The organism is Methanomassiliicoccales archaeon, assembly GCA_029907465.1.
In the GTDB taxonomy this organism is placed as follows: Archaea; Thermoplasmatota; Thermoplasmata; order Methanomassiliicoccales; family JACIVX01; genus JACIVX01.
Map to the genome: position 1 here is coordinate 1 of JARYLV010000011.1, position 25,124 is coordinate 25,124.

The 25,124-nt window shown below is 47.7% G+C and carries 14 protein-coding genes; 10 read left to right on the plus strand and 4 right to left on the minus strand.

All coding sequences use genetic code 11. From position 1 onward, the window contains the following. From QHH00_05330 to QHH00_05350, 5 genes are all read left to right on the plus strand, one after another. A partial coding sequence (locus tag QHH00_05330) for a DNA-directed RNA polymerase subunit B (protein MDH7508804.1) occupies window positions 1-629 on the plus strand: 629 nt, incomplete at its 5' end. Then, window positions 626-3,400, plus strand: coding sequence for a DNA-directed RNA polymerase subunit A' (locus QHH00_05335; GenBank protein ID MDH7508805.1), 2,775 nt, complete (start codon window positions 626-628; stop codon window positions 3,398-3,400). The genes QHH00_05330 and QHH00_05335, both read left to right, overlap by 4 nt. After that, window positions 3,401-4,867, plus strand: coding sequence for a DNA-directed RNA polymerase subunit A'' (rpoA2, locus tag QHH00_05340; GenBank protein MDH7508806.1), 1,467 nt, complete (start codon window positions 3,401-3,403; stop codon window positions 4,865-4,867). Beyond that, complete coding sequence (locus tag QHH00_05345; protein MDH7508807.1) at window positions 4,864-5,142, plus strand: 50S ribosomal protein L30e; 279 nt, start codon at window positions 4,864-4,866, stop codon at window positions 5,140-5,142. The genes rpoA2 and QHH00_05345 overlap by 4 nt, the downstream gene beginning before the upstream one ends. Before the next feature lie 5 nt (window positions 5,143-5,147). Beyond that, on the plus strand, window positions 5,148-5,573 hold the full coding sequence (locus tag QHH00_05350) for a NusA-like transcription termination signal-binding factor (protein ID MDH7508808.1): 426 nt from the start codon (window positions 5,148-5,150) through the stop codon (window positions 5,571-5,573). Here QHH00_05350 and QHH00_05355 read toward each other — a convergent pair. After that, window positions 5,560-6,639, minus strand: a complete 1,080-nt coding sequence (locus tag QHH00_05355) for a radical SAM protein (GenBank protein MDH7508809.1) — start codon at window positions 6,637-6,639, stop codon at window positions 5,560-5,562. The genes QHH00_05350 and QHH00_05355 overlap by 14 nt on opposite strands. A 272-nt stretch (window positions 6,640-6,911) precedes the next feature. Between QHH00_05355 and pyrF the strand changes: the two genes are divergently transcribed. The 4 genes from pyrF to trxA all read left to right on the plus strand — a co-directional run bounded on the left by pyrF (window position 6,912) and on the right by trxA (window position 15,437). Continuing rightward, entirely contained in the window at window positions 6,912-7,598 is a 687-nt protein-coding gene (gene pyrF, locus QHH00_05360; GenBank protein ID MDH7508810.1) for an orotidine-5'-phosphate decarboxylase, read from the plus strand. Between the two features lie 84 nt (window positions 7,599-7,682). Next, complete coding sequence (locus QHH00_05365) at window positions 7,683-14,201, plus strand: STT3 domain-containing protein (GenBank protein MDH7508811.1); 6,519 nt, start codon at window positions 7,683-7,685, stop codon at window positions 14,199-14,201. A 14-nt stretch (window positions 14,202-14,215) separates the two neighbouring features. Beyond that, window positions 14,216-14,968 (plus strand): CARDB domain-containing protein, encoded by a 753-nt coding sequence (locus QHH00_05370; protein ID MDH7508812.1) that lies wholly within the window; start codon window positions 14,216-14,218, stop codon window positions 14,966-14,968. 145 nt (window positions 14,969-15,113) lie between these two features. Next, window positions 15,114-15,437 (plus strand): thioredoxin, encoded by a 324-nt coding sequence (gene trxA / locus QHH00_05375; GenBank protein MDH7508813.1) that lies wholly within the window; start codon window positions 15,114-15,116, stop codon window positions 15,435-15,437. Between the two features lie 81 nt (window positions 15,438-15,518). On the opposite strand, the gene QHH00_05380 is transcribed toward trxA, so the two are convergent. The 3 genes from QHH00_05380 to hypB all read right to left on the minus strand — a co-directional run bounded on the left by QHH00_05380 (window position 15,519) and on the right by hypB (window position 18,358). Next, complete coding sequence (locus QHH00_05380) at window positions 15,519-16,145, minus strand: hypothetical protein (GenBank protein ID MDH7508814.1); 627 nt, start codon at window positions 16,143-16,145, stop codon at window positions 15,519-15,521. 33 nt (window positions 16,146-16,178) lie between these two features. Next, window positions 16,179-17,507 (minus strand): phosphoribosylamine--glycine ligase, encoded by a 1,329-nt coding sequence (purD, locus tag QHH00_05385; protein MDH7508815.1) that lies wholly within the window; start codon window positions 17,505-17,507, stop codon window positions 16,179-16,181. Window positions 17,508-17,701: 194 nt separating this feature from the next. After that, on the minus strand, window positions 17,702-18,358 hold the full coding sequence (hypB, locus tag QHH00_05390; GenBank protein ID MDH7508816.1) for a hydrogenase nickel incorporation protein HypB: 657 nt from the start codon (window positions 18,356-18,358) through the stop codon (window positions 17,702-17,704). A 507-nt stretch (window positions 18,359-18,865) separates the two neighbouring features. On the opposite strand from hypB, the gene QHH00_05395 reads away from it, so the two are divergent. Further along, the gene (locus tag QHH00_05395; GenBank protein MDH7508817.1) at window positions 18,866-25,111 is read left to right on the plus strand and encodes a right-handed parallel beta-helix repeat-containing protein; all 6,246 of its coding nucleotides are present in this window, start codon (window positions 18,866-18,868) and stop codon (window positions 25,109-25,111) included. Window positions 25,112-25,124: the final 13 nt, after the last annotated feature.

Below are 25,124 nucleotides of genomic sequence, written 5' to 3' on the forward strand. Positions count from 1 at the left end.
CGCACGCGATTCCATCGAGGATGACTGTTGCCCATGTCCTCGAGATGATCGGTGGCAAAGTCGGCGCAATGGAATGCCGGATGATCGACGGCACGCCATTCAGCGGGGAGAAAGAGCAATCATTGCGTGAAGCGCTCGTGAGGTGCGGGTTCAAGCATACCGGAAAGGAAGTCATGTACGATGGTATGTCTGGTCGGAAAATCGGTGCGGACATTTTCATCGGTGTGATCTATTATCAGAAATTGCACCACATGGTATCTGGGAAGCTCCACGTGCGCAGTCGCGGACCTGTCCAAATTTTAACCCGACAACCGACTGAAGGTCGCTCGAGACAGGGTGGTCTCAGATTTGGTGAAATGGAGAGGGACTGTCTGATAGGTCACGGCGCGGCAATGGTGATCAAGGATCGATTGCTCGACGAATCTGATGGCACATTCCAGTATGTTTGTGGGAACCCGAACTGCGGGCATATCGCGATCATGGACAGGCGCGGTGTGCTGAGATGTCCTGTTTGCGGTAATAACACGAATATCAGTCTTGTCCAGACCTCATATGCATTCAAATTGCTGCTCGATGAACTTCTTTCGTTGGGCGTTGTAATGCGCCTTCAATTGGAGGATTTAAGATGATGCGAGGTGTCTCCAAAAGGATAGGGGCGATCAAGTTTGCAGTGTTATCGCCAGATGAAATTCGGCGGATGTCAGCGACGAAAATCATCACGGCCGACACCTATGACGATGACGGATTCCCCATCGAAATGGGATTGATGGATCCTCATCTGGGCGTCATCGAGCCCGGTCTGCGCTGCAAGACATGCGGGCATAAAGCTGACGAGTGCCCAGGGCACTTCGGTCACATCGACCTTGCGATGCCAGTAATTCATGTTGGTTTCGTTAAGGAAATTAAGAAGCTCTTGCAATCAACCTGTAGGTCCTGCGGGCGCCTTCTCCTGACTGAGGATCAAGCTAGAGAGTACAGGGAGGCGATGGAGTCGCTCGAAACGCTTGGCGGCGATGCGATCGAGGTTCGCATGGTCTCAAAGGAAACAGCCAAAGATGCGGCTTCAAAACCTGTCTGCCCGCACTGCGGTGCCGAGCAATTGAAAATTACACTTGATAAACCGACGACTTTTAGGGAAAACGGACATAAGCTCACCCCAAAAGAGGTTCGGGAACGTCTCGAAAGGATCCCGGATGAAGACTTGATACCGTTGGGCATCGATCCCAAAGCATGCAGACCTGAATGGATGATCCTCACCGCACTCCCTGTCCCCCCTGTCACTGTGAGGCCGTCGATAACGCTAGAATCAGGTGACCGTTCAGAGGACGATTTGACGCATAAACTCGTTGATGTATTGAGGATCAACCAGCGTCTGAGGGAGAACAGGGACGCTGGGGCACCGCAACTCATTGTCGAAGACCTCTGGGAGCTTTTGCAGTATCATGTAACGACTTATTTCGACAATCAGACCTCAGGAATCCCCCCGGCGAGGCACCGCTCGGGAAGGCCGTTGAAGACCCTCGTTCAGCGGCTTAAAGGAAAAGAGGGAAGGTTTAGGTCAAACCTTTCGGGAAAGAGGGTCAATTTTTCCGCTCGTACTGTCATATCACCTGACCCCTCCCTCTCGATCAACGAGGTCGGTGTCCCTGTCGAAGCTGCGAGGGAACTGACTGTCCCCGTCTATGTGACAAAGTACAACATCGAAACACTGAGGGAAATGGTCAAGCGGGGTCCGAATCCACAAGGTTCAAAATACCTACCAGGTGTTAACTACGTGATTCGGCCCGATGGCAGGAGGATCAGGGTAACGGAGAAAAATGCGGAGAGTGTTGCCGAGACTCTCGATATTGGTTTTGTTGTGGAAAGGCACCTCGTTGATGGTGATATCGTCCTCTTCAACAGGCAGCCTTCGCTTCACAGAATGTCGATGATGGCACATACGGTCAAAGTCATGCCATGGAAGACATTTAGGCTCAATCTCTGTGTCTGTCCACCGTACAACGCGGATTTCGATGGGGATGAGATGAATCTCCACGTTTTGCAAAGCGATGAGGCGAGAGCAGAAGCCCTCATCCTCATGAAAGTTCAGGAACACATCCTCTCACCGAGGTTTGGGGGTCCGATTATTGGTGCTATCCACGACCACATCACTGGTAGCTTCCTCCTCACTCATAAGGATTCGAAGTTCACACTGAGCGAAACACTCTTCATCCTTTCAAAAGTTGATCATAAGCCTCTCCCAGAACCTATTGTCGAAGAAGGCAAAAAATATTGGACGGGAAAGCAACTGTTCTCACTGATATTGCCAGATGACCTTAGGATGACGTTTAGGGCGTCGATTTGCAGGAAATGCCCCGAATGTCTTAAAGAAAAATGCGATCTCGACGCCTACGTGAAAATCAGAAATGGCACACTCTTATGCGGCACGATAGATGAAAAAGCGATCGGCGCTTTCAAGGGCAAAATTATCGACAAGATCGCCAGGGATTACGGCTCAGATGTCGCGCGTACGTTTATTGACAACCTGACGCGACTTGCAATCGGCGCAATCATGGTACGTGGATTTACGACAGGAATTGATGATGAGGATATCCCTGAGGAGGCGAAGAGACAGATTGAGGAGGTGCTTCAGGACGCGGCAAAGAAGGTCGATGAACTCGTGACTGCGTACCGTGAGGGCATTCTCGAACAGCTTCCAGGAAGGTCTCTCGAAGAAACCCTTGAAGTTGAGGTCATGAAGGTCTTAGGAAGGGCGAGGGACGAAGCGGGGCAGATTGCGTCAAGGCATCTCGGTCTCGAGAACTCCGCCGTGATTATGGCACGATCTGGAGCACGAGGTTCGATGCTCAACCTGAGCCAGATGGCTGGTTGCATCGGTCAGCAGGCGGTCAGAGGAGAGAGGCTTTCGAGAGGATATTGGAATAGGACTCTGCCGCACTTCAAAAAGGGCGATCTCGGTGCGAGAGCAAAGGGATTCGTTGTCAATTCCTATAAGAGCGGTCTGACGCCAACTGAATTCTTTTTCCACAGTATGGGTGGTCGTGAGGGTCTCGTCGACACAGCCGTTCGTACATCGCGATCGGGTTACATGCAGCGCCGTCTTATCAACGCGCTCGAGGATCTCAAGTTGAAACAGGATGGCACCGTGAGGAATACCGCGGACATGATCATCCAGTTCAGGTATGGAGAAGATGGCATAGATCCATCGAGAAGTGTACAGGGCAGCCCAATCGATGTCGATGATCTCTTGATCGAAGTGCTCGGAGATGAAGCTGAGTTGCTGGCGAAAATCGAGGAGAAGAAGGTCGGCGGATATGCGACGATTGAGAAGGATCTGATGGAAGTCGAGGAAGAAGAGGAGTATGAGGAGCCAGAGTTCGAAGCCGGAGGTGAGGAGTAAGTGGCGCTGAAGGACACGATCAATGCACTCAAGCGGAGAGGTCTCAGCGAGGAAGCGATTTCAAAGCTCGTTTCGAAGTACAAGTCAATCAGCGAAATTGCATCAGCAAGCGCCAAGGAAATTGCATCGCTCGGCTTCACCGACGACGAGGCAGCGAACATTCTGGCCAAGGTCGGAGGTAAGCCTGTTCAAAAGTTGGCGAAAAAGATAGCTCAAAAGGCGGAGAAAAAGGAGGAGAAGCCTCAAGAGATTAAGGAAAGCAAAACGGAGATCTATATACCTATTAAATCGAAGCCCTTGACAGAACTACAATCAAAAATGCTCAAACTAGCAGAAGAAATGGACATCGACGTCCCGTTGCGTGTTATTATCGATATTTCTGAGCGGCTAGAAGGGATCGACGTCCCAGATGAGACCCTGAGGAAAATCCTCCAGAGAGCTCATGAAAAATACGAGCAACATCTGATGGACCCGCACGAATCTGCAGGAATCGTTGCAGCACAGAGTATCGGGGAGCCAGGTACACAAATGACGATGCGTACTTTTCACTATGCAGGTGTTGCCGAGATTAACGTCACCCTAGGTCTTCCGAGGCTCATCGAAATCGTTGACGCGAGGAGAATCCCAAGCACACCCATGATGGAGATCCACATCGATCCGAAGATCAGGAACGACGTCGAACGGGTTAGGAAGATCGCAACGGAAATTGAAGCGACCATTCTACTCGACATTGCTGACATCGAGACGGATATCATCAACATGAAAGTGATCGTGCATCCTGATGAGAGGAAAATGATACAGAAGGAGATTACTCTTGACGATGTCTATGCGCAGCTCCAGAAACTCCGTGCAATCAAAGGCCTTGCGGAGATTGTGGATGGTAAGATTGTGATCACGTCCGATGAACCTTCTTTCAAGAAATTGCAGAATATTGTGGATACAGTCAAGGAGTGCAAGATAAAAGGGATCGATAACATTAAACGTGCGATCCTGCGAAAGAGCGGAGATGAGTATGTGATTTACACTGAGGGGTCAAACCTGCAGGAAGTCCTCAAGATCGAGGGCGTCGATCGGACCAGGACCACGACGAACTGCATTCAGGAGATATACGAAGTGTTGGGGATAGAGGCAGCTAGGAACGCGATTATCAACGAAGCCTCGCGAACATTAGAAGAGCAGGGTCTGACCGTCGATATCAGGCATATCATGCTCGTGGCGGACCTGATGACTCATGACGGCGACGTGAAGGCGATCGGCAGACACGGTATCTCCGGTAGAAAGTCGAGCGTTCTTGCAAGAGCAGCCTTTGAGATTACCGCGACGCATTTGCTACACGCCGCTATCACAGGAGAAGTTGACCACTTAGACGGTGTAGCAGAAAATATTATAGTAGGGCAACCAGTTACTCTTGGCACAGGAGCTGTTAATCTAGTTTATGTGCCGGTGCGCAGGGAGGCGAATAAATGATAGATTTGGGAAGAGCGTTGAAAACTGCGGCATCGACCGGAAAGGTGGTGTTTGGGACACAGAGAACAGAAAAGGCAGTCAAGAAAGGAGAGGCGAAGCTGGTCATCATCGCAAAGAACTGCCCGAGCGAGTTCCTCGTATCTGGAAATCATGGCGTCAAGGTCTACCGATTTGATGGGACGAATATTGAGCTCGGTGCACTATGTGGGAAACCCTTTTCAGTAGCGGCACTCGCCGTCATTGATAAGGGGGCTTCAAATATTCTTTCGTTGTGATTGTCATGCCAGAGATCACTCTTACTGAGGAGACTCTCCGATACATCTCACTTTTTGAGAGTATCACGAAGACGAGAGTCAGGGACTGCCTCGAAACAGAAGACAAACTTGTTTTTGTTGTCAACCCCGGTCAGGCAAATAAGGCAGTTGGAAAGGGTGGCGAAAACGTTATAAGGATGAAGAATGCGACTGGCAAGAACATTCAGGTGATTGAGTATTCTGATGAGCCCGAGGAATTCATCAGGAACGTATTTTACAATTACAATGTGCAGAGCGTTAAAATTGAAAATCGTGGAAATATCATCCATGCAACTGTGACGGTCGATCCGAAGGTTAAAGGAAGGGCGATCGGGAAGAACGGGAAGAATCTAAAGATCGCAAGGGATATAGTCAACAGGCATCACAACATACAGAGCATCAGTGTAGCTTAGATCTAGAGGGGAGCCTCTCTCTTTCAACCTCAAGCCTGTCCGCCGTTGGGTATTCTTCAACGATATAACAGTCGTAGGGTAATGAAGTTGAGATCTCTTCAAGAACCCACGGAGCGACCTCGACCCTTTTCTTCTCCATATCGATGTGAATGAGATCATCTGGTACTTCAAAGACGTCTAGGAGCATCTCTCTGATTTTAGATAGATCCTTGCCCTCTACGATACCTTTCAACAACGTCCCATCTCCTGTTATGATATCGCCGGGCCGTGCAACGTTTTTCGCCCTTCGCCTGATCCTGTTTCTCAACTGAATGCGGTCCTTGAAGCTTGATGAACAGTAGTGGCGGGGAATCGAAAGATCAAGTTTGAGTATCTCGAGTGCGAGTTGCTCGCTCCCATCAATTGCACTTGAAAGATCGTCTTTGACTGTAAATCCCCTCATTTTAAGTCTCTTCCAGTTTGTTTCGGAGAATTCGAGCTCATTGATGTTGATAAAATCCATGCCGAGACTGTCCGCGTAAGTCACGAGCGAAATGATTTCATCTTTTTTATCGGGTAGCGCTGGTATCTCGAGCCCAATCTTCATCTTCTTCGACTCAATGGCCCTTTCAATTCCTGTGTCTCCCATTTTGTCCCAGAGGGATATATCCGGATGGATGCGCAATTCGTCGAGACCTGCGCTCTCGAGCGCATCAAATGCCTCCCGGTCAATTGTGGCCGTGTAAAGATGAATATGATGGTCCTGGCCGAATTCATCTTTTAGCATCGAAATAAATTCAAGCGTCCGCTCGAGGACGAGTAAAGGATCCCCACCAGTGATACCTGTGCCCTCGGCATCGATGAGCTTTGCCTCCTCGATAACATCCTCCCTTCTTCTTACCTTCAGTTCATTTGCATAAATGACGTCGCGCCCCTTCTTTTTCAACGATAGGGGACAGTAATAGCATGACGCGTTACATTTGCCAGTGACCAATAAGACCAGCTTTGCGCCTTCTTTGCAAATCCTGCAACCTTCTGGTAATGGGCCAACGTACCTTGAACCGGCCCCTAACGACTTTAATTTCATCAAAAGGCGCAGAGCTTTCGAGTCTTAAATCTTTCTCTCGCTGGAAAAGACTACCGTTTTAGCAATTTGACCGTTTTACTTATTTAAATTCAGAGATTTTCATATAATCCTGTAGACTCGACTTCAATGATTTGAGGGTCTATCTGAGATTGCGTTAGAAATCTTGACCAAATCTAAAAGGAATTAAATCGATGGAATGTATGAGTACCTTTTAAGAAAAATCCTGAAGATTTTAGTTAAATGGCTAGAAGAACAGTTTCCAGGTGAGCAGAATGAAGAAGAACACGAGACTGATAGTCGCCCTAGACGAGACTGACAGAGAAAGAGCGCTGAAAATTGCTGAAGAGCTCAGCGACATCGCTGATGCAATTAAGATCAATTGGCCTCTTGTTCTTCATTCTTCTCCTTCAATCATCAGTGAGATCTCAGAATTGTGTGATGTTATCTGTGATTTCAAGGTCGCTGATATCCCCAACACCGTAAGGCTGATTGTTGAAAAAGCAGTTGATCTAGGCGCCTCAGGAATTATTGTGCACGGATTTGTGGGTCATGACTCTGTTCGTGAGGCAGTTCAGTCTGCAGGGGAATCTGCTGACATTTTTGTCGTCACAGAAATGAGTCATCCTGGTGGAAAGGAATTCACCGCGCCTGTCGCGGAGAGGCTTGCGGCCCTCGCAGTAGATTGCGGGGCCTCTGGCGTGATAGCACCTGCGACGAGGTTGGATCGCATCAAAACGATCAGGAGGATCGTGGGTGATCTTCTCATACTTGCACCTGGTGTTGGCGCGCAGGGCGGGAGTGCAGGAGACGCGATTTCGATGGGTGCTGATTATGTTATTGTCGGGCGCTCAATTTACAAGAGCTCAAAGCCACGCGATGCCGCAGAGGCGATCTGCGATGAAATCGCGAGCCGCCTAGGAAACGATCGATCGCGTGCGTCTGATAAGATATCCAGATAATGATATATTCAAGTATGGATGTGGACAATTATTTATAGTGGGTGTGTTATCGACTTCGCACGATTTTATCGGGGAGACTCTGAGATGGAGTGGCGAGAAGAAGGCAGAGCAGGCCTCGTCTCAAGAAATCCGTTCAGGTCATTGAGTAGTTTGAAATCTCGCTTTGGCGATTCGTGGCTTGGAAAGAACTGGCAGACTGTTGTCGTACTATTGATGATTTTTTTGATCGCCCTTTTCATGCGGAGTTATTTTGGCTACTCTCTTTCCGTCGAAAATGGGTTCCTTGTATCAGGCGGTTCGGACTCGTATTACCATCAAAGAGTAATTGATCATGTCACATCGACAGGTACGCATCTCGTTAACGATCCGCTTCTCAATTATCCGATGGGAATGAGGAATCCACGTCCACCGCTCTACGATTGGTCCATCGCTGTGTCGGGGATGCTCATCTCTGCATTAACTGGTATTGCTATAGCGGATGCAGTTGGGTATTCCCTCATTTTCTCAACGGCGATATGGGGTGCCCTGACTGTTGTGCCTGTCTATTTGATCGGGCGGACGGCTTTCGGTAAGAAGGCGGGGATTATTGCGGCCTTCCTCTTCGCAATTATGCCTGGTCATATTACCCGTAGCGTCCTCTCCTTCGCGGATCACGACCCAATGGTCCTATTCTTTGGGGTATGCTCATTCTACTTTTTGTTGACCTCTCTTAAGGCAATCCAGGGCGATCGGTGGGTTGAAAACTGGAGGAGTTTTAAATCGATTCGCACAGGAATTGTTGATTATTTCCGTAAGAACTGGGTATCAACGATATACGCGGCACTCGCTGGTATCTCACTTGCCGCAGTGGGTATGATCTGGACAGGGTACGCATACCTCCTCATCATAATTCTTGCTTATTTCCTCGTGCAAATTCTGATCAATCGATTTCGGAACACTGATTCTATGGGCGTCTTGATCACCATTATCGTCACTCTTCTTGTAGCCTTTGCCATAATGGCGCCTGTTTATTACCAGATGAATTACTGGGAAGTCTGGTTTGATGTCCCATTTTATCTCTTTGCTGCTGCAGCCATCGTCGGCGTGATTTTCGTCACGACGAGGGACTATCCGTGGACCCTCGTTCTCCCCTCTTTTACACTTCTTGCGGCAATATCACTTCTCGTCTTGTCCGTTTTGGCACCGAGTATTTTCGAGGCGATCATAACGGGCCAGGGATACTTCGTCAAGAGCAAACTTTACTCGACGATTTCTGAAGCGCAGGCACCAAGTTTCTCCGACCTTGCCCTGTCCTTCGGTGCGGTCACCTTCTGGCTATCATTTGCAGGGGTTGTGATTGCCGCGATTAAGATTAGAAGGAACGTCGCGGCATATTTTGTGTTCATCGTTATATGGACTACCATCTCGATGTTTATGGCGGTAATGGCGGCAAGATTCATGTTTAACGCGAGTCCTGCATTCGCAGTCACGAGCGGATGGGTTCTCGCATTGATTATCGAGAGTGTTAGGTTTTCGGACATTTCGCGCGCCTTCTCCGCCAGCGCGGGAATAGGGTTTTTCAGCCTCCTGCGACGGGCGATCAAAATCAGACACATATTTGCGGCATTCTTTCTTGCATTTCTCATTGTCCTTCCAAATGCCTGGGGGGCAACAGACGCAGCAATCCCCTCCGAGCTGAAAGCACAGTACGACAAGCAGGTCTATGACATCATGCCGAACTTTGCTAAACCTTCAAGTTATGATGCAATCAATGGATCAAACTGGTATTTCGGAGCCTTCACATACAGCATGCCACTGCCGACGCAGTATTGGCCTGCAGCATGGAGCTGGTTTAGGACGGTTGATTCAGACGTCCTCCCAGCTTCTGCGAGACCTGCTTTTCTATCGTGGTGGGACTATGGTTTCGAGGCCATCCAGGCGGGACAGCATCCAACCGTTGCTGATAACTTCCAGAACGCTTACCAGTTCGCTGGCAACTTCATCATGTCTCAAAATGAGACGGTTGCGGTCGCGCTTTTCGTTGTTAGAATTCTCGAGAAGACGGGACTTGAAAACGAAACAATCGCTCAAGTGCTCGTCGATCATGGCGTCGACTACACGAAATTGCGGGACATTATGGTGAATCCAGATAGGTATGTTGAAGTGGTCAAGAATCATCCTGAAATCTACGGTCCTAGGGATGCTGATTTGAGTCCCGCTAACGCAAAGTATTCTGCTGCGAGTGTGGAACTTTCAAAGGCTGGCCTTGAGAATCTTGTCAAGATCTATAACGAGCTCCGCCAGTTGACAGGGGTGGACATTTCCTATTTCGCCATTGACAGCAGATTATTCCCGTTCACGGCCCTGAGTGCAAACATTTTCTACGCGCCTGCAAAATTGGCTGATTATAGAATCGACACGATCTCTAATTCCCCGATTGACTTTTTCGAGATTAAGGCGATCGACAGCGAGGGCGGAATCCACGATCTTGCGAACGTCACCTCAGACATGACGATCGTCAGCTACCAGATCGTTTACAAGGAGATGTTCTACAACAGCATGCTTTATCGCGCCTTCATGGGTTATGGACCATATGACATAGGTGAGACGAGCCAGGGATTACCCGGTCTTACCGGCACTTTAGCGAGCTACCCTCCTATGCAGGGCTGGAACATGACACATTTCAGAATGGTCTATCGAACCGCGTATTATAACCCATTCCCTCCAGATCAGGTAAAGAACCATTCCAATGCATGGCGTGCAGTTAGCTACGATGAAGCAATCGAACTCCGTGAGAAAATTGAGCGTGGCGAACTGCAAGGAACGGTGGATGCGAGCGCGAACGCCCTGCTACAGGGTGTTGTGTTTCTCCAGTATTATGATGGAGCCATCGTCGACGGAACGGTGACGACCAACAGCGGGTTGCCATACCCTGACCTCTGGGTCACGGTCCTTGATGAATATGGTATTCCGCATCAGACGGTGAAGACTGATGCGGACGGGCATTACGAGGTTATAGTTCCATTCGGTAAAGTCACACTTGTTTTCTCTTACGGAGATCTTGATTTGAGGACGCAGATTGCAACTGAACTGAGTAGGACGACCTTCAATGTGAGCTACGATCAGGCGATGAGGAAGAAGATCGATGCGGACAATGATGGGAAGTGGGATTACTACCTGACAAAGAATGCGATCGTCCAAGGTAGTGCTGTTAAGGGGAAAGTATACTGGGATATGGATGGCGATGGGGCCTACACTTCTGGAACTGATACGATCATCGAAGGGGCAAGAGTGATCGTTGAAAATGAGAGTAGAGGGCTTCGATACGAAACTATCTCGAATGCGGTTGGCTACGGACTCTACGGCTTGCCACCAATGAACTCGACCATCTATGCTGTACTCGACAACCACTCTTTTGGTCATATCCAGGTAGATCTGCGCCCGATGGGTAATATCACAAAGGATATCGGATTGAAACCATCCTCGCTTAGCGGTACAGCGACTTCTGCCGAGGGTAAGGCGGCATCGGGACTTAGCTTGCAGATTATTGACACAACCAGTGGAAAAGAGATTATTGCAACAACAGATTCAAACGGCCACTTTTCAGTTGGATCTTTGCTTTCAGGTCATTATCTCTTGAAAACGCGCGACACCTCCTATACAGTTGTGCCAGATGAAATAAGTCTTGCAGAAGGCGAAAACAAGACGACCAGTCTCACGGTTTACGGTTCGATGAAAGTTTCGGGTCGCGTTATAATTGGAAGTTCGGTTGTTTCCAATGCAACAATATCATTTGTCTCTGAAACAGGTGAATTCTGGACGAAGAGTGATTCAAAAGGAATTTACGATGTCACGCTGCCGATCGGGAATTACAGCGTGTTCTGTTTAGTAATCCAGAACGGTGAGACATATGTCTCTCTCGCCGCCTTGAATTCTTCCAACTCTGCGATGAATTACAATATCAGGCTCATGCCGGCAAACATCATCGACCTTCATGTCTCTGATTCAATGGGATCTGTGAGTAATGCGGAGATTCTGATGCGATCGAGGGCCAACGGCGCGACTTTAGAGGCAGTAACAAATGCAACTGGTCTGGCGAAGATCATTATCCCTCAGGGCACATACTTTGTCTATATCAAGGGAAACGAAAAGGCATACTGGGGTGACATATATTTCGACTCATCGAGGCGCATGAATCTGGTACTGTCTTCTGCCGCCTCAATTTCTGGTGTGACTTGGTATGACGCAAACAACAATGCAGTCATGGACTCGGGTGAGCAGATCTCGGGAGTGAAATTGAAGTTGCAGGATCGCAACGGCAGGGTGATCGAAGCGACAAGCGACTCACTCGGTGGTTTTTCCTTTGTTGTGCCCTCAGGTAATTCATATGATCTATCAATAAGCAAAGAGGGATACGCGTCCAACGTATTGAGTTTCCCACTTATCGAATCATCGACCTCGATCGATGTGAAACTCGTCCCCCTCAACCGCACAATTACCGGTACCGTTTATTATGAGTCGACACCAGTTGCTGGCATTGCGGTAAAATTTGTTTCTTCCACTGGGAGCGTTTTCACGGCTAATAGCGGCTCATCAGGTGCTTTCTCGATCTCACTCCAACCGGGAGACTACGAGGTGGTTGTCGACCAGAACGTTTCTTCAGGTAGCAATGCAACGAAATACCAGTACAGCTCATCAATAGATGTTATTATAGGCGCCGATCCCGCCCCGTTGCGCATTGACCTTGTGAAGAGGGTGAGAGTTTACGGTTCACTTTATCCCGAAAGAACCGGCGCGACAAAGATAACCTTCAGCGGACCTGAGGAAAGAACGATCACGACATACAAGAATTTTGATCTTTATCTTGCAGAAGGTGAGTATAGTGTCTACGCACTTAACGACCAGGCAATTGCTGATTATGCGTTTTTCGATCGCATCTATATCGATGCATCCGCCTCGCCATTAAATCTCACAACATCTATTGCAAAAACGGTCAGAGGGTCGATATATTTTGAAGGATCGCCCTTCTCTTATGTCGTTCCTGTCACAATCAGAAATGATGCTGGTGCCACGATGAGGGTCGATTCTTATGTTACCGGCATCTTTGAAGCTATATTGCCATATGGAAACTATACAGCGGAGGTCGACTACCACACGAAGACGAGAATCGGCTTAGACATGCGGTATGTACGGTATACTGGTAACACATCATTGGTCGTTCCTTCTTCAGCGGTTGTCATCGTTGTGTTGGAGCGCGCTTATGATAATGCGACCCTTAGTGGATCGATTTCCGATTCAAGCGGATCTTTGGTGCCAGCGACAATAGATTTCATCTCGATGTCTTCCACAGCAATGAGCACTGTAACTACATCTGAGATCGGTTCATACGCAGTATCGGTAGCGCCCGGAAATTACAGCGTTTACGCAAGACAAGTCGGAGGACAGGGCGTATTCCTCGGTGTTATCAGCGTACCGCCGCAAACAAACAAGACGTTTAATCTCACTCTGTTACCTGGATTCCGGTTTGCCGGTGAAACTCTAAAAGGTTATACCCCTGGCAATGCGACGATCGAGATCACATCAATTGATGGAGCAAAATTAAGTGCAATTTCCTCTCCTTCAGGGTCGTTTGAAATTGTCCTCCCATCGGGCAGATATGGTGTGAAGTTCACTTCTTCTGGAATGGAAAAAGGGGTCCTCGTTAATTATTACGCAAACACATCGATCGATTTGATTACTGATGTGAGTCGTGCGATCACAATGGAAAAAATAGTTAAAAGGGGCGTCGACCTCCAGTGGAATGAGGCTGAGAAAACAGCGCTTGGAGCTGGCCAGACAGCCGTTTACAATATTAGGATCATCAACAAAGGAAATGTGCCTGATACCTTCAAACTCCAAGCTCAAGCAGCGAACTGGAACGTGGTGTTTTCTCAGGACACGGTTAGCGTCGACTTCGGCTATTATAACTCTCAGCTGGTCACGGTATGCATCACACCCTCGGCGGGCGTTTACGTCTCGCATCAGCCGATCAAGATCACTGCAACCTCAACTAACAACGCATCAGTACAGGATTCAGTATCAATAGACGCGATCATCCTTCCATACTACAGTCTAAATCTCAAGTTCGACAAGCCCTATCAGGTAAACGGGACGCCGTATTCTTACAGTATAAAACTCGAGAACAACGGAAACGATGAGGACACGATTGACATCACTGTTGCAAATCGAGTTGCGCTCGCTGAGCTGGGTTGGAACGCAGAGCTGAGACTCGGTGACGAAAATCCTGTTGATAATCTTACCGTTACTTTGCTGGCTGGAAAAGTCAAGTATTTCGATCTCCTTCTGACACCAACACGGGAGAACCCCAATCCGAATATTGAGGTCATTATCTCAGCTGAATCTCAGAAAGCCCCAAATGCATATGCATTGCTGACAGTGAAGCCCCCACTACCTGTGGTCCTTTTGCCTTCAGATGGTGTGAAGATCGGCGGGGAAAACGTGTATTTTGAACCAGCAGCGATTCCTGTTGAGACTATCGCTCTTGCAGGTGCTGCTTTGGCGGCATTTGTGGTGTTCATCCTCATGGGTATACATAGGGGGGTGTTCAGACGAAGAAAGCGCTGATTGCGATCGCATTTATGTCAATCCTTGTTCTTCTCATTTATCCACTCACGAGTATCAGTGCCGCCTCTTATGATCCCATATACGTCTCTGTCGATGGCAGAAGTTGTATCGCTACTGGTGAGAAATCTGAATATGTGATAAGGGTCATTGGGGGCCCTGGAGAGGAACCTGGAGGAAATTTTAGTTTTACGGCGAAATTAATCGGACCATCACCGGCAGAGGCAAAGGTCATCCCTACCAATGGAAAATCGCCAACTGGTCTTTTTAGAGTCAATGTGACCGCGCCCCCGAAAGCTCAGGACATGGTTCTGCGCATAAATGTCTCTTCAGTTTCTGCCAACGGGACGCTTGTCGAGAAGGTCACGAAAGACTTTCCGATAAAGGTTCTCGTTCCAGTTGTCATCACAGCAACTGTGGTGAACGACGGGAACATGTCAGTAAAGAATATCCCCGTTGCGATTTATGCAGATGGGTCGAAGATTTATGAAACAACGATAAACCTCGATCCGAAGACATCAAAGACAATTGTTTATAACTGGACCGACCCCTACATGAAGCCCGGGGAGCACGTCATCACGGTGTCAATTGATCCAGGAAATTCTCTTGTCAAACTCGATACCGGTGGCACCACATTTACGGCGACAATTTTCGTTGGAAAGACCGACTATGGGCTTGTCAACGCGCTGCTCGTTGGTATCCTCCTTTTATCAATATTTTCGAGCTATTTGGTATACCGGCGTCCGAAGAGAAGAAGGATGAAGCGTTAAACCTAGACTTTATGCGTTTTCTCATCACATGTGGTTGATCGAATTTTTATCACGTTCTAGAGCTGTCCCAAATCATGAAAAAATCTGCCGAAACGACTGCAAATTTGAGACGATTTATATATGCGATTCATGATAGGGCGAGTTCATGGGTGAAAATCTCATCGAGATCACGGATGGCAATTTTGAACAGATCAGAAAGGAGAATTCCAAGCTCATCGTTGATTGCTGGGCCGAGTGGTGCGGTCCTTGCAGAATGCTCGCTCCGATTTTTGAGAAACTTGCAGCCGAGTATTCGGGAAAGATCGTCTTCGGCAAAATGAACACCGATCAAAATCCCGAGCTCGTGAGACGATTCAGGATCATGGCGATTCCAACATTACTCTTCTTCAAGGATGGGGAAGTCGTAGATCAAATTGTTGGCGTCGTACCGAAAGAGAAAATTACGGAGGCAATAAAGAGGAATTTCTGAAATCGATGTGATTGATTCCCTTTATCACATTCTTCAGAATGTCTCTCCTAGCTCTCCTCGATCTACGACATTTCCTCAACTTCATCGGGTGTCCAGATGCCTTTGAAAATCCTCTAATTTCTCCTGAAGACGTTTGGAACTCACCGCAACAGCGACCTCTCCTCTCGTCTTTTCGAGTAGCGATCGTGCGACGTCTTGCTTCCTCCTTATCGGAACAATCGCATCTGGATAATCGAAGCGCATGAGAACGAGAAACAGATCCTCCATCATATCGAGGTATTTCACCGCCTTCTCTGTCTCATCTTTTCTCAGTGCCTCGAGTGCGAAGCGTCGCAGTTCGCCAATAACATCGGCGAGACCGAGAAGATAGGAAGTCGATGTGATGTTCAGCTCTTCGGGATCTGGAATGGCCTCGTCATTGACTATCGCCATAAGTATTGAAGCTTCGGCCATTTCGGCCATCGCATCTTCAACTAGACCTGAGTTCCAAATATCGGGGTGATCTTCGAGGAGACTCCTCAGGCGGTGAACCTCCTCCTTCGCTTCAGCCAATGCCTCTTTGACATCCTCCCGCCTATGAATAGAATGGACGATGCCAGTCGAAATTCTGATGATCGCCCTTGATGATTTAATCGCTACTTCCCTTACAGCGTCTTTTTCATCGAGCTTATACTGTATTCGATCGGCAATCTCTTCCAGATTCTTCATATTCCAGAAATGGGCGACATCGTTTAAATACGATTATGTTTGGTTGCGTAACTTGTTCATGTGTTCGATCCTTTTCTGAATGAGCTCTTTTTTTCCGATGTCATGGCGCACATAGATAGCTTCACCGGAAATGTGCTTCAGGCCGCGCTCACATTGCGCTTCAGCCCCTCCTACGGTGTCATCTATACCCACAACTGCAATTGCCCTTGAGGTCGTCGTTGTGATCACGCCATTGTCCTCGTTGACAGACGCGTAAAATAATTGAGCGCCCTCGCGTTTCACGGCGTCTTCATCGACCGTTATCTTCAGACCGCTCTTAGGCTTCGTGCCGTAACCCTCGGGCACCACATATTTGCATACCGTTGCTTTGTGTTCAAATGTGACCTTCGATTGTGATAAATTCCTGTCGACAATTGCGGCGCATATATCAACGAAATTGTTTTTAAGTAACGGGAGAACATTCATCGCTTCTGGATCTCCCAGACGTGCATTGAATTCAATGATCTTTGGCCCTTCGGGTGTGAGCATGAATTGGCCGTAGAGGAATCCAACGTAAGGGCACCCCTCGTCCCTCATCGCACTGACGGTCTTTTTCATGATTTCCATCGCTTTGTCAAAATCCTCAGCTGTCATGAAAGGCAAGCGGTGATCCTCCATTGAGTATGAACCCATGCCCCCAGTGTTTGGCCCCGAGTCTCCCTCGTACGCCCTCTTATGGTCCTGTACTATTGGCATTGGAACCACCGTACGTCCATCGACAAATGACTGGAGTGTGAACTCCTCACCTTCCAGTCGCTCCTCGAGAACGACGCCGACTCCACCAATTTTTTTATCAAAAATCTCCCTGATATAATCAATCACTTCGTTTTTGTCCTTCAGGTGTTCCCCCTCGATCTTTACACCTTTGCCGCCCGTTAGTCCAATGGGCTTGACAGCAAGTTGTTTATCACAATCAATTGCAAACTTTCTTGCCTGTTCAAAATCATTGAACGCTTTAAAATAGACATTCCCTGGAATTTCATATTTTTTCATGAGGTTTCTCATAAACTGCTTTGACGTCTCAATTCTTGCAGCAGCCTTGTTCGGCCCCACGCACCCAATGCCCTGTCGGGAAAGCGCATCGACGAGGCCAACATCGAGGGGTGCTTCGGGTCCAATAACCGCCATTTCGACTCCTGCGTCGACGGCGAACTCAGTGATTGTTTCAAAATCAATTTCCTTGACCAGCTTAAATTCCCTACAAATTTTCGCTATTCCTGGATTTCTGTTGCTCATCGCGGCGTAAACCTCAGCTCCACCATCGACGAGCGCTCGCACAATTGCGTGCTCTCTTCCTCCTCCACCGACCGAAAGGACTCTCATTATTGATCCCGAGTATGAGAAAGGTTTTGGTGCATATAAATATGATTTAGTGAGGATAACATAACGGATCAAGAACTCATCTGGAAACACAATTGAAACGCGTTATAAGGATCTGGACCTGATGCATTTCCTCCTTAGAGCGTTTTAGGCGACAAATCCCAATGTCGAGATTTCGCTGTCAACTAAATCAATGCTCAGAGCTCAATTCCGAGATCTCTCATCAGCTCTTCTAGCCCCTCTCCCGTTTTGACGCTAATGAGATGAAGGACAGCATTTTTCTTAATTCTCTGATAATCACTCAGGATCCTTTGCGGGTCAACCGTGAGATAGGGAACCAGATCTATTTTATTGAGTGCGGCTACGTCCGCTACTGAAAAAATCATAGGATGCTTTCTCACCATGTCGTCTCCTTCAGTGACGGAAATAATGACTAGCCTCTTATCGGTGCCCAGTGGAAAATCCGCAGGACAGACAAGGTTTCCAACGTTTTCAATTAAGAGAAAATCGATTGAATCAAGGTCCAACTTTTCGAGTGCGTGACCGACTAGGTGTGCATCAAGGTGGCATTCTTTGCCGGTATTGATATTGACTGCGGGGATATCAAGTGCCCGGAACCGATCGTAATCGTCCTGGCCTGCGACGTCTCCAGCGATTGCCGCTGGTCTCTTGCCACTCTTGATAAGCTCTAAGGCGATTCTTTCGATCAATGCAGTCTTTCCCGATCCAATTGACCCCATGACATCGATTGATCGTATCCCCTTGCTTCTAAGTAGTCGGTGATTTTCGGCAGCAATCCTCCTATTCTCGGCAAGAACGTCGATTTCCATTGAGACCTCTGTTACTTTGTGCATGAATATGCAACAGTTGATTGGGATAGAAATTTTGCCCCGCAGTCCCCTTATGATACGGAATTTCGTGGCGGCCTTACTTCTCTTCTCTTGTGAGATGCAAGACCCGAGACGGGAAATAGGAATGAATGAGACGACTCAATTGCTGGTATTGTGAGGATCATAGATCGTGGATGTCGTATAAGATCATTTCAGAAAACGATCTGGAAAAAAAATGGAATATCTTCATTCTCAATAACTTTCAAGTCCGAAATCATTCTTTCGACATTCCAGATATGACTCGAGGGTTTGATTTTCTTCTCGATATCAAGATCGAAAAGCGAAGTTAAACTATGCGATCAAGCCAGATACCACAGGTCCTTGAACAATACTCCAAGATAATTGTCCCGTTTAGGGATGTTCCAGCATTGAAGTGGAATCCGACAACCTTTAAATAAAGAAACTCCAATACTACATATAAATCCTTATAACAGGGAGGAAGGATTTGAACAGTCTTTGGGGTGAAATACTATGAGTTCAGACGATATAAATGAACGTGAGCCTGCCATAGCTCACGTTCTGGGAAAACGAACGCTGGTGTATCTCGGTGCACTTGTTTTCTTATTCGCACTGTTTCTTATTCTGAACAGTGGGAATGCAAGCGCGGCGGGACCCACCTACGTTTACGAAGACATCACCACCGACACAACCTGGGACGAAGCTGGTAGCCCCTACATCCTGAATGCATCGATAGAGGTGAAGTCTGGAGCGACATTGACCATTGAAAAGAACGTCACTGTTTTGGCGGATGCGTTCAACACACTGACGATTAGTGGGAAGTTAGTCGCTCAGGGTACACCCGATGAACCGATTCTTTTCTCGGCAAATACGACATACTGGGGAGGTCTTATCTTTACATCAACCAGTACTGACTCGGTCCTTTCTAATGCAATTATTGAGTACACTCTCGTTGCAGTCAGTGTGAACGGCGGTTACGTTACGATTTCCGATACCCTGATTTCCGACGCTCTCGATAACGGATTGTGGTGGGAAACGGATTCTGACCTGGATGTCGAGGTATCCGGGTTGAACGTCCAGACGATTAACGGCGTCGCGATGATGTTCTTGGTCAACGGCGGAAATGCAACGGTTTCGATTTCGGGATGCCATGTTTCCAATGTTAATTCAGGCATTGTGGTGCAGGCGACTGGGTGGATCGATGTGACGATCGCCGATACTGAGGTGGTCAACTCGAATCTGAGTTCTGGGGTGATCGTTTACTCGACTGGTGGCGATATCGAGGCAAGCATCAACAACTTGTTGGCGAGTGCATGTTACCAGCACGGTGTTTTGATTTACGCGGCCAACGGAGCTGTTAAAGCCGTCGTCGAATCTTCGTCGATTGGACTTTGCGGTGAAACAGGCCTCCAGGTAGAGGGATTGGAAGCCGTGGACCTTGGCCTCTCGATATCGGATGTGTTTGAGAACGCCGTGGGCGTTGCAGCATATGCCGATGAAGGCGACGTCAGTGTGGTGCTTTCCGACGTTTCACTCGCAGACAACACCCAGTACGCGCTCATTGCGAACTCAGCGACTGGCAATGTGTACCTTAACTTGGCATATGTCAGTATCGAGAACGCTGATTTTGGGACTGGTGTATTCGCGGAGTCGAACGAGGCGGACTTGAATGCTGAGATCGCAGATACCATAGTCAGCGGCGGTATGACTGGAATGGACCTTGAGGCGGGCGGAAATGTAAGTATCATCATCACCGATTCTGTTTTCGTTGACAATTATCTCATCTCAATATATGCCTACGCCGACGGACAAGCGTCTCTGGATATGCAGGGAACCGAAATAAACAACGAGGGAGCTCCCAATTACGCTGTATATTACCCAAAGGAGATTGATTACGAATACGCGATCATTAATCCCGGAAGCAATTATACAACATCATCGAGTATGTACATATCGCTGCCATTTGAGTTCCCGTTTGGGACGAGCAGCTACACAGACCTGTACGTATATAGAAATGGGTACATCTCGGTTGGATCCCCCTACACAGGCAGTTTCCCGATCGATCTTGATTCAACAGGTGGAAATCTCATCGTTCCCTGCCAGGATAACTTCAACTTTGTTACTTGGCCGTATATGAGCTATAAGATCTATGACGATGACATGATTGTCATCCAGTGGTGGGTCTACAAGAGCGGCGAATATCCTCTCACGGACACATTCGAGGCGGTGTTGTATTCTAATGGCGACATACAGTTCATTTATGCTGAAATGAATTCGTTGAATTACAGCGATTATTCAAATGATTACGGAGTAAGAGCTCCTGGTTTCTATGGGACACTTAACGACATTTGGATTCCAAATGTTTATGATGCTGATTACAGGAGCATCTACTTGACCAGAATGACCATGGGTGGATACGGCCTTATGGTTTTCTCAAAGAATGACATCGAAGCCTCAATGTTAGACAGCTCAATCAGTCATGTGCTTTCAGGAGCAGTGTTTAATTCCTTCAATGGAGACGTCAGCCTATCTGTCAACAACATTAGCATGAGCCATGTTTACGGAGGTTTCGTAGAGGCAGGGCTAATAGCATATGCAGACAATGGGACAGTGAACGCGGACGTCGCAGATTCCACATTCTCGTACTTCGGTGCGGTTGCTGTGGCCTTTGTATCAGATCCTCAATGGGGTGGCGAAGATGTTATTTCAGTGACAAACAACAGATTCACCGAGATCAATTCCGTGTCAGTTCTGATCGTGAGCGAAGTATATGATGACGATGGCCTCAATGAGATCGTCGAATATAAGGCAACAAGAAGCATCGCTCAGAATGTCGGTGAGAACAGCGGCGGCATTGCAATAGGCACGTATATAGAAGTTGATGATAGCTCCGTATGGGACATCGCGATCGAAGAAAGCATCACGGAGAATGTCTTCGTAGGAGAGCCAACATTGGGGATGTTGTCCTTAATCGAGTACTCGGTCATCTATTCGGGTTTCTACGTTTATTCGTACGCTGCTGTTAGTGTAGTCTCAAGTGTGCAAATCGTTGGGAATTCAATTGAGTTGCCCAAATACTTTGATGGTATTGAAGTAGATCAGTCTGCGGATACGGATGGCCTGGTGATATCTTCGGACATCGCGATCTCAGAAAACGAAATCGATGCACTGTCGACTGAGTATTGGGTCTCTGGCATAATCTGCTATTTGGATCTATATTCTCAGGCAGACTTTGAGTCCTCAACAAATGTGGAGATTGTGGGCAATGAGATCGCCAGTTTGACTGAATTGGCAATATGGGATGGTATATACTTTGAGGTCGAACAGGGACAATCTGACGGTACAGGAATAGGCACCTCAGAAACAACGGTCGTCGTAGAAGGGAACAAGGTCCAGGGCGCATATGAGGGTATTTACATCGGAATCTATTCTGGCGTGTACAACTACGCGGGAACACAAAATGCTACACTATCGCTCAGCGTCTCGAACAACGAAATTTATGCAGTATATGGGATTTACATAGATGTCGAAGCATATGCGGAATTCGATTATTATTATCCGCCGAACGAGGTGGAAGTCTCTGGCACAACCGAGATGTCATTTACTGTTGATGTCATTGCAAACAAGATCTCAGCCTATCCACTGGTTGAATGGTGGGGTTACAACGGCTGTGGGATCGAGGTATACACGTACGCCTATGTCCAAGACTATATCAGTGTGTTCTCACAGCCAGAGGTGTTGATGACTGGGACATGCAGTATTCTGGAAAATGAGATTGAAGTGAGCGGAATGGCGGACATGGAATCCTATTATGCCGCGATTTACATGGGCAATGATGCGGAAGCATATTGGGGTAACGCCATCGCTTCTGTTCAGGTTGACACAATAATCAGCGGCAACAAGATTCTGGTCGCAGAGGATTCATCAATAGGGTACGGCATTTATGTCTACGACTGGGTAACTGCTCAATCACATTCTCTTGCAATGGATTATTCGCCACAAGTATCCAGCATTTACACATATTCCATCACCCAGAACGAGATAAACGGTAGTGTCGATTATGGGATAGGCTATGAATCGTACCCAGGCTCATATTACGGGCAGTCTGCAGTTGATGTTCAATCCCAAGTTGAGATCACTGACAACAAAGTTACGGATTTCAACTCAGATGGTATTTGGGTGTATGTTGATGTCTCTCTCTACCAGTATTCGTACTACGATCTGACAAGCAATGCAAAAGTGGGCCTTGACCTCAATGTACTCATCGAGAACAATGAACTGGGCACTGCGGAGTCTGAATGGGCAGATGGGATTTGGATATCCGCATACGTAGACACAAATGACTATGACGAGAATGACTTCGAATTAGCGATCGCATGCTCAGTCATCGGTAACACGATTGCATCAGAGGACTCAGAATATGCGGGAGGAGTTTATGTCGAGTCAGATTCGGAGTTGCTCGACACATTCGCTGTAGAAATCTCAGGAAATACGATAGTGAATGCGGCCTATGGAATTGAGGTCTATTCCGGCAATGTGTCTATTAGCCAGAACACGATCATGAATTCGGAGGTAATCGGAATTTCACTGATGTACTCGACAGGCGAGGTCGTTGACAATCAGATCATCGGCGGCGCATATGCGACGGGGATTGACATCGACTCGTGCGAGGCGGTGAACATATCGGGTAACGAGGTCGATTCCTGCGGTGATGGCATTGTCGTTGAATACTCGTGGGACATCATCATATCGGAAAATGCGGTGACAAATAACGGACTCGAATCAGGTGACACATACGGTCTGTACATCTATGATTCATCGAGCGTTAATATCACAAGTAACACGATCAGCGGCAACCTCGTCGGAGTCTATATCGATTATGTTGAGATGCTGGTGTTCTCAGACAACGCAGTTACTGAGAATGTGTATGATGGAGCATACTTCTACGAGTGTTGGTCAGTGATCATCGAGAATAATATATTTAGCCAGAACGGTGGTGGGCTGTACCTCGAGTATTGCGAGGATGCAATTATCGGCAACAATACGGTCATCGAAAATGTGGAGTACGGTCTCTATATCTACTGGTCATACTCCGTTATCGTGTACAATGGGGTCTATACCGATAATGCGTACGATGGTGTATATGTATACGCATATGCGGAGTGGATAGTGGATAGCGTCTCCGTGGTCAGAAACAACAACGTCGAGCTATATTGTGATTTGACCATCATCGATGGTGGCACTTTGACGCTCGATAATGTCTGGAGCCTTGTCCTTGCCGGTGATTATCAGGACGGTGTCGCTCAGATCACAGTAGAAGCTGGCGGCACATTGAACGTCGTATCTTCGGAGATCACATCGTACGTCTGGTGGGAGCCGTGGATTAAACAAATGGGAGGTGATTACTTCGCCTTCAAGGTCTACGGAACGATGAATATGGATACGAGCTATGTCAACAATGCGGACGAGCTATATCTTGGTCCAGGTTCAACTGTTGAAATCAGATCAAGCGTCATTTCAGATAACCAGAGAAATGGTATCCACGTAGACAACTGCTCACCGGTCATCTCGAGTACAACGATCATCTATAACGGTATGGACGGAGTGTTCATTGAAGGAGAAGACGCAGCACCATCGATCAAGGACTGCACTATCACGATGAACAACCGCGGTATATACGCAGTTGGAGCGAATCTGGCAAACGTTATTGACAACATGATCATAATGAACTGGGCGTCCGGTATTTACCTGCTTGAGGTGAACGGGGCACTGCACGACAACATTGTCATGTTCAACCCAATCGAGATTTATGTCAAGAACAGCAATGTTGCGGTTCAGGATAACCAAATCGGATACTCAACGCTCGTTGATGTCATGTCAGCTTACGCACCTTTGATTCTATCTGGAGAATCGGTTCCGATATTCGGAGACTGGATGATCACACCTGAGATGATCGCTGAGATGCAGTTCAACCACTACGGTATCTTCGCCGTTGATTCGACCGTGACCGCAAGTGACAATGTTTACGGAATGCTCCAGTACGCTATCTACGCAGTAAGATCGACTATCACATGCAGCGACACAATAGAGATGACAACACTTGTGCTACCGTATTATGACAGCTATGGCACGCTGTGGAACGTTTCGCTCCCAATCTTTGTGTACGACGGTATATATGCCTCTCAATCGACCGTTACAATTAACGGTGGTATGATCAAAGTCCTCGATGACGCAGTCTTCCTTGCATCCTCGACAGCAGAACTCAGAAATGTCGTGTTGGATGCGGGCGACTTTGACATCTACCTGACCGGTGGCTCGACAGCGTCGGCCGTTGAAGTGGTCTTTGAGAAAGCAAAGGTGGAGGACACATCAGTTCTGACGATCTACTACAAGATCACGGTAAGGACTCTTGATCAAGACGGTCTGCCAGTGAGCGGTGTTTGGGTTGTTATCTACGATGAGGAGGGAAATGTTATCGGAGAAGGTGCGACAGACGACAATGGCTATTTCAGTGTATGTGCAATCGGATTCGTACAGACAAGTGCCGGTATAGGTACGGCGAGGATATACACAGTTAATGCATCATTCGATCAGGGATTTGTAGAGAAGAACATTGTACTAGACAAGAACACCGAAGTCATCATCGAGACCCCAGTAGAGAAGGCCGTAACATACAGCCCTGGATTCGCGTTCATATTCCTGATGATCTCGATATTCCTGGTCGCTGTAGCACTTCTCGTTGAGGCCGGAAAGAAATAAACTCCTTTCAATT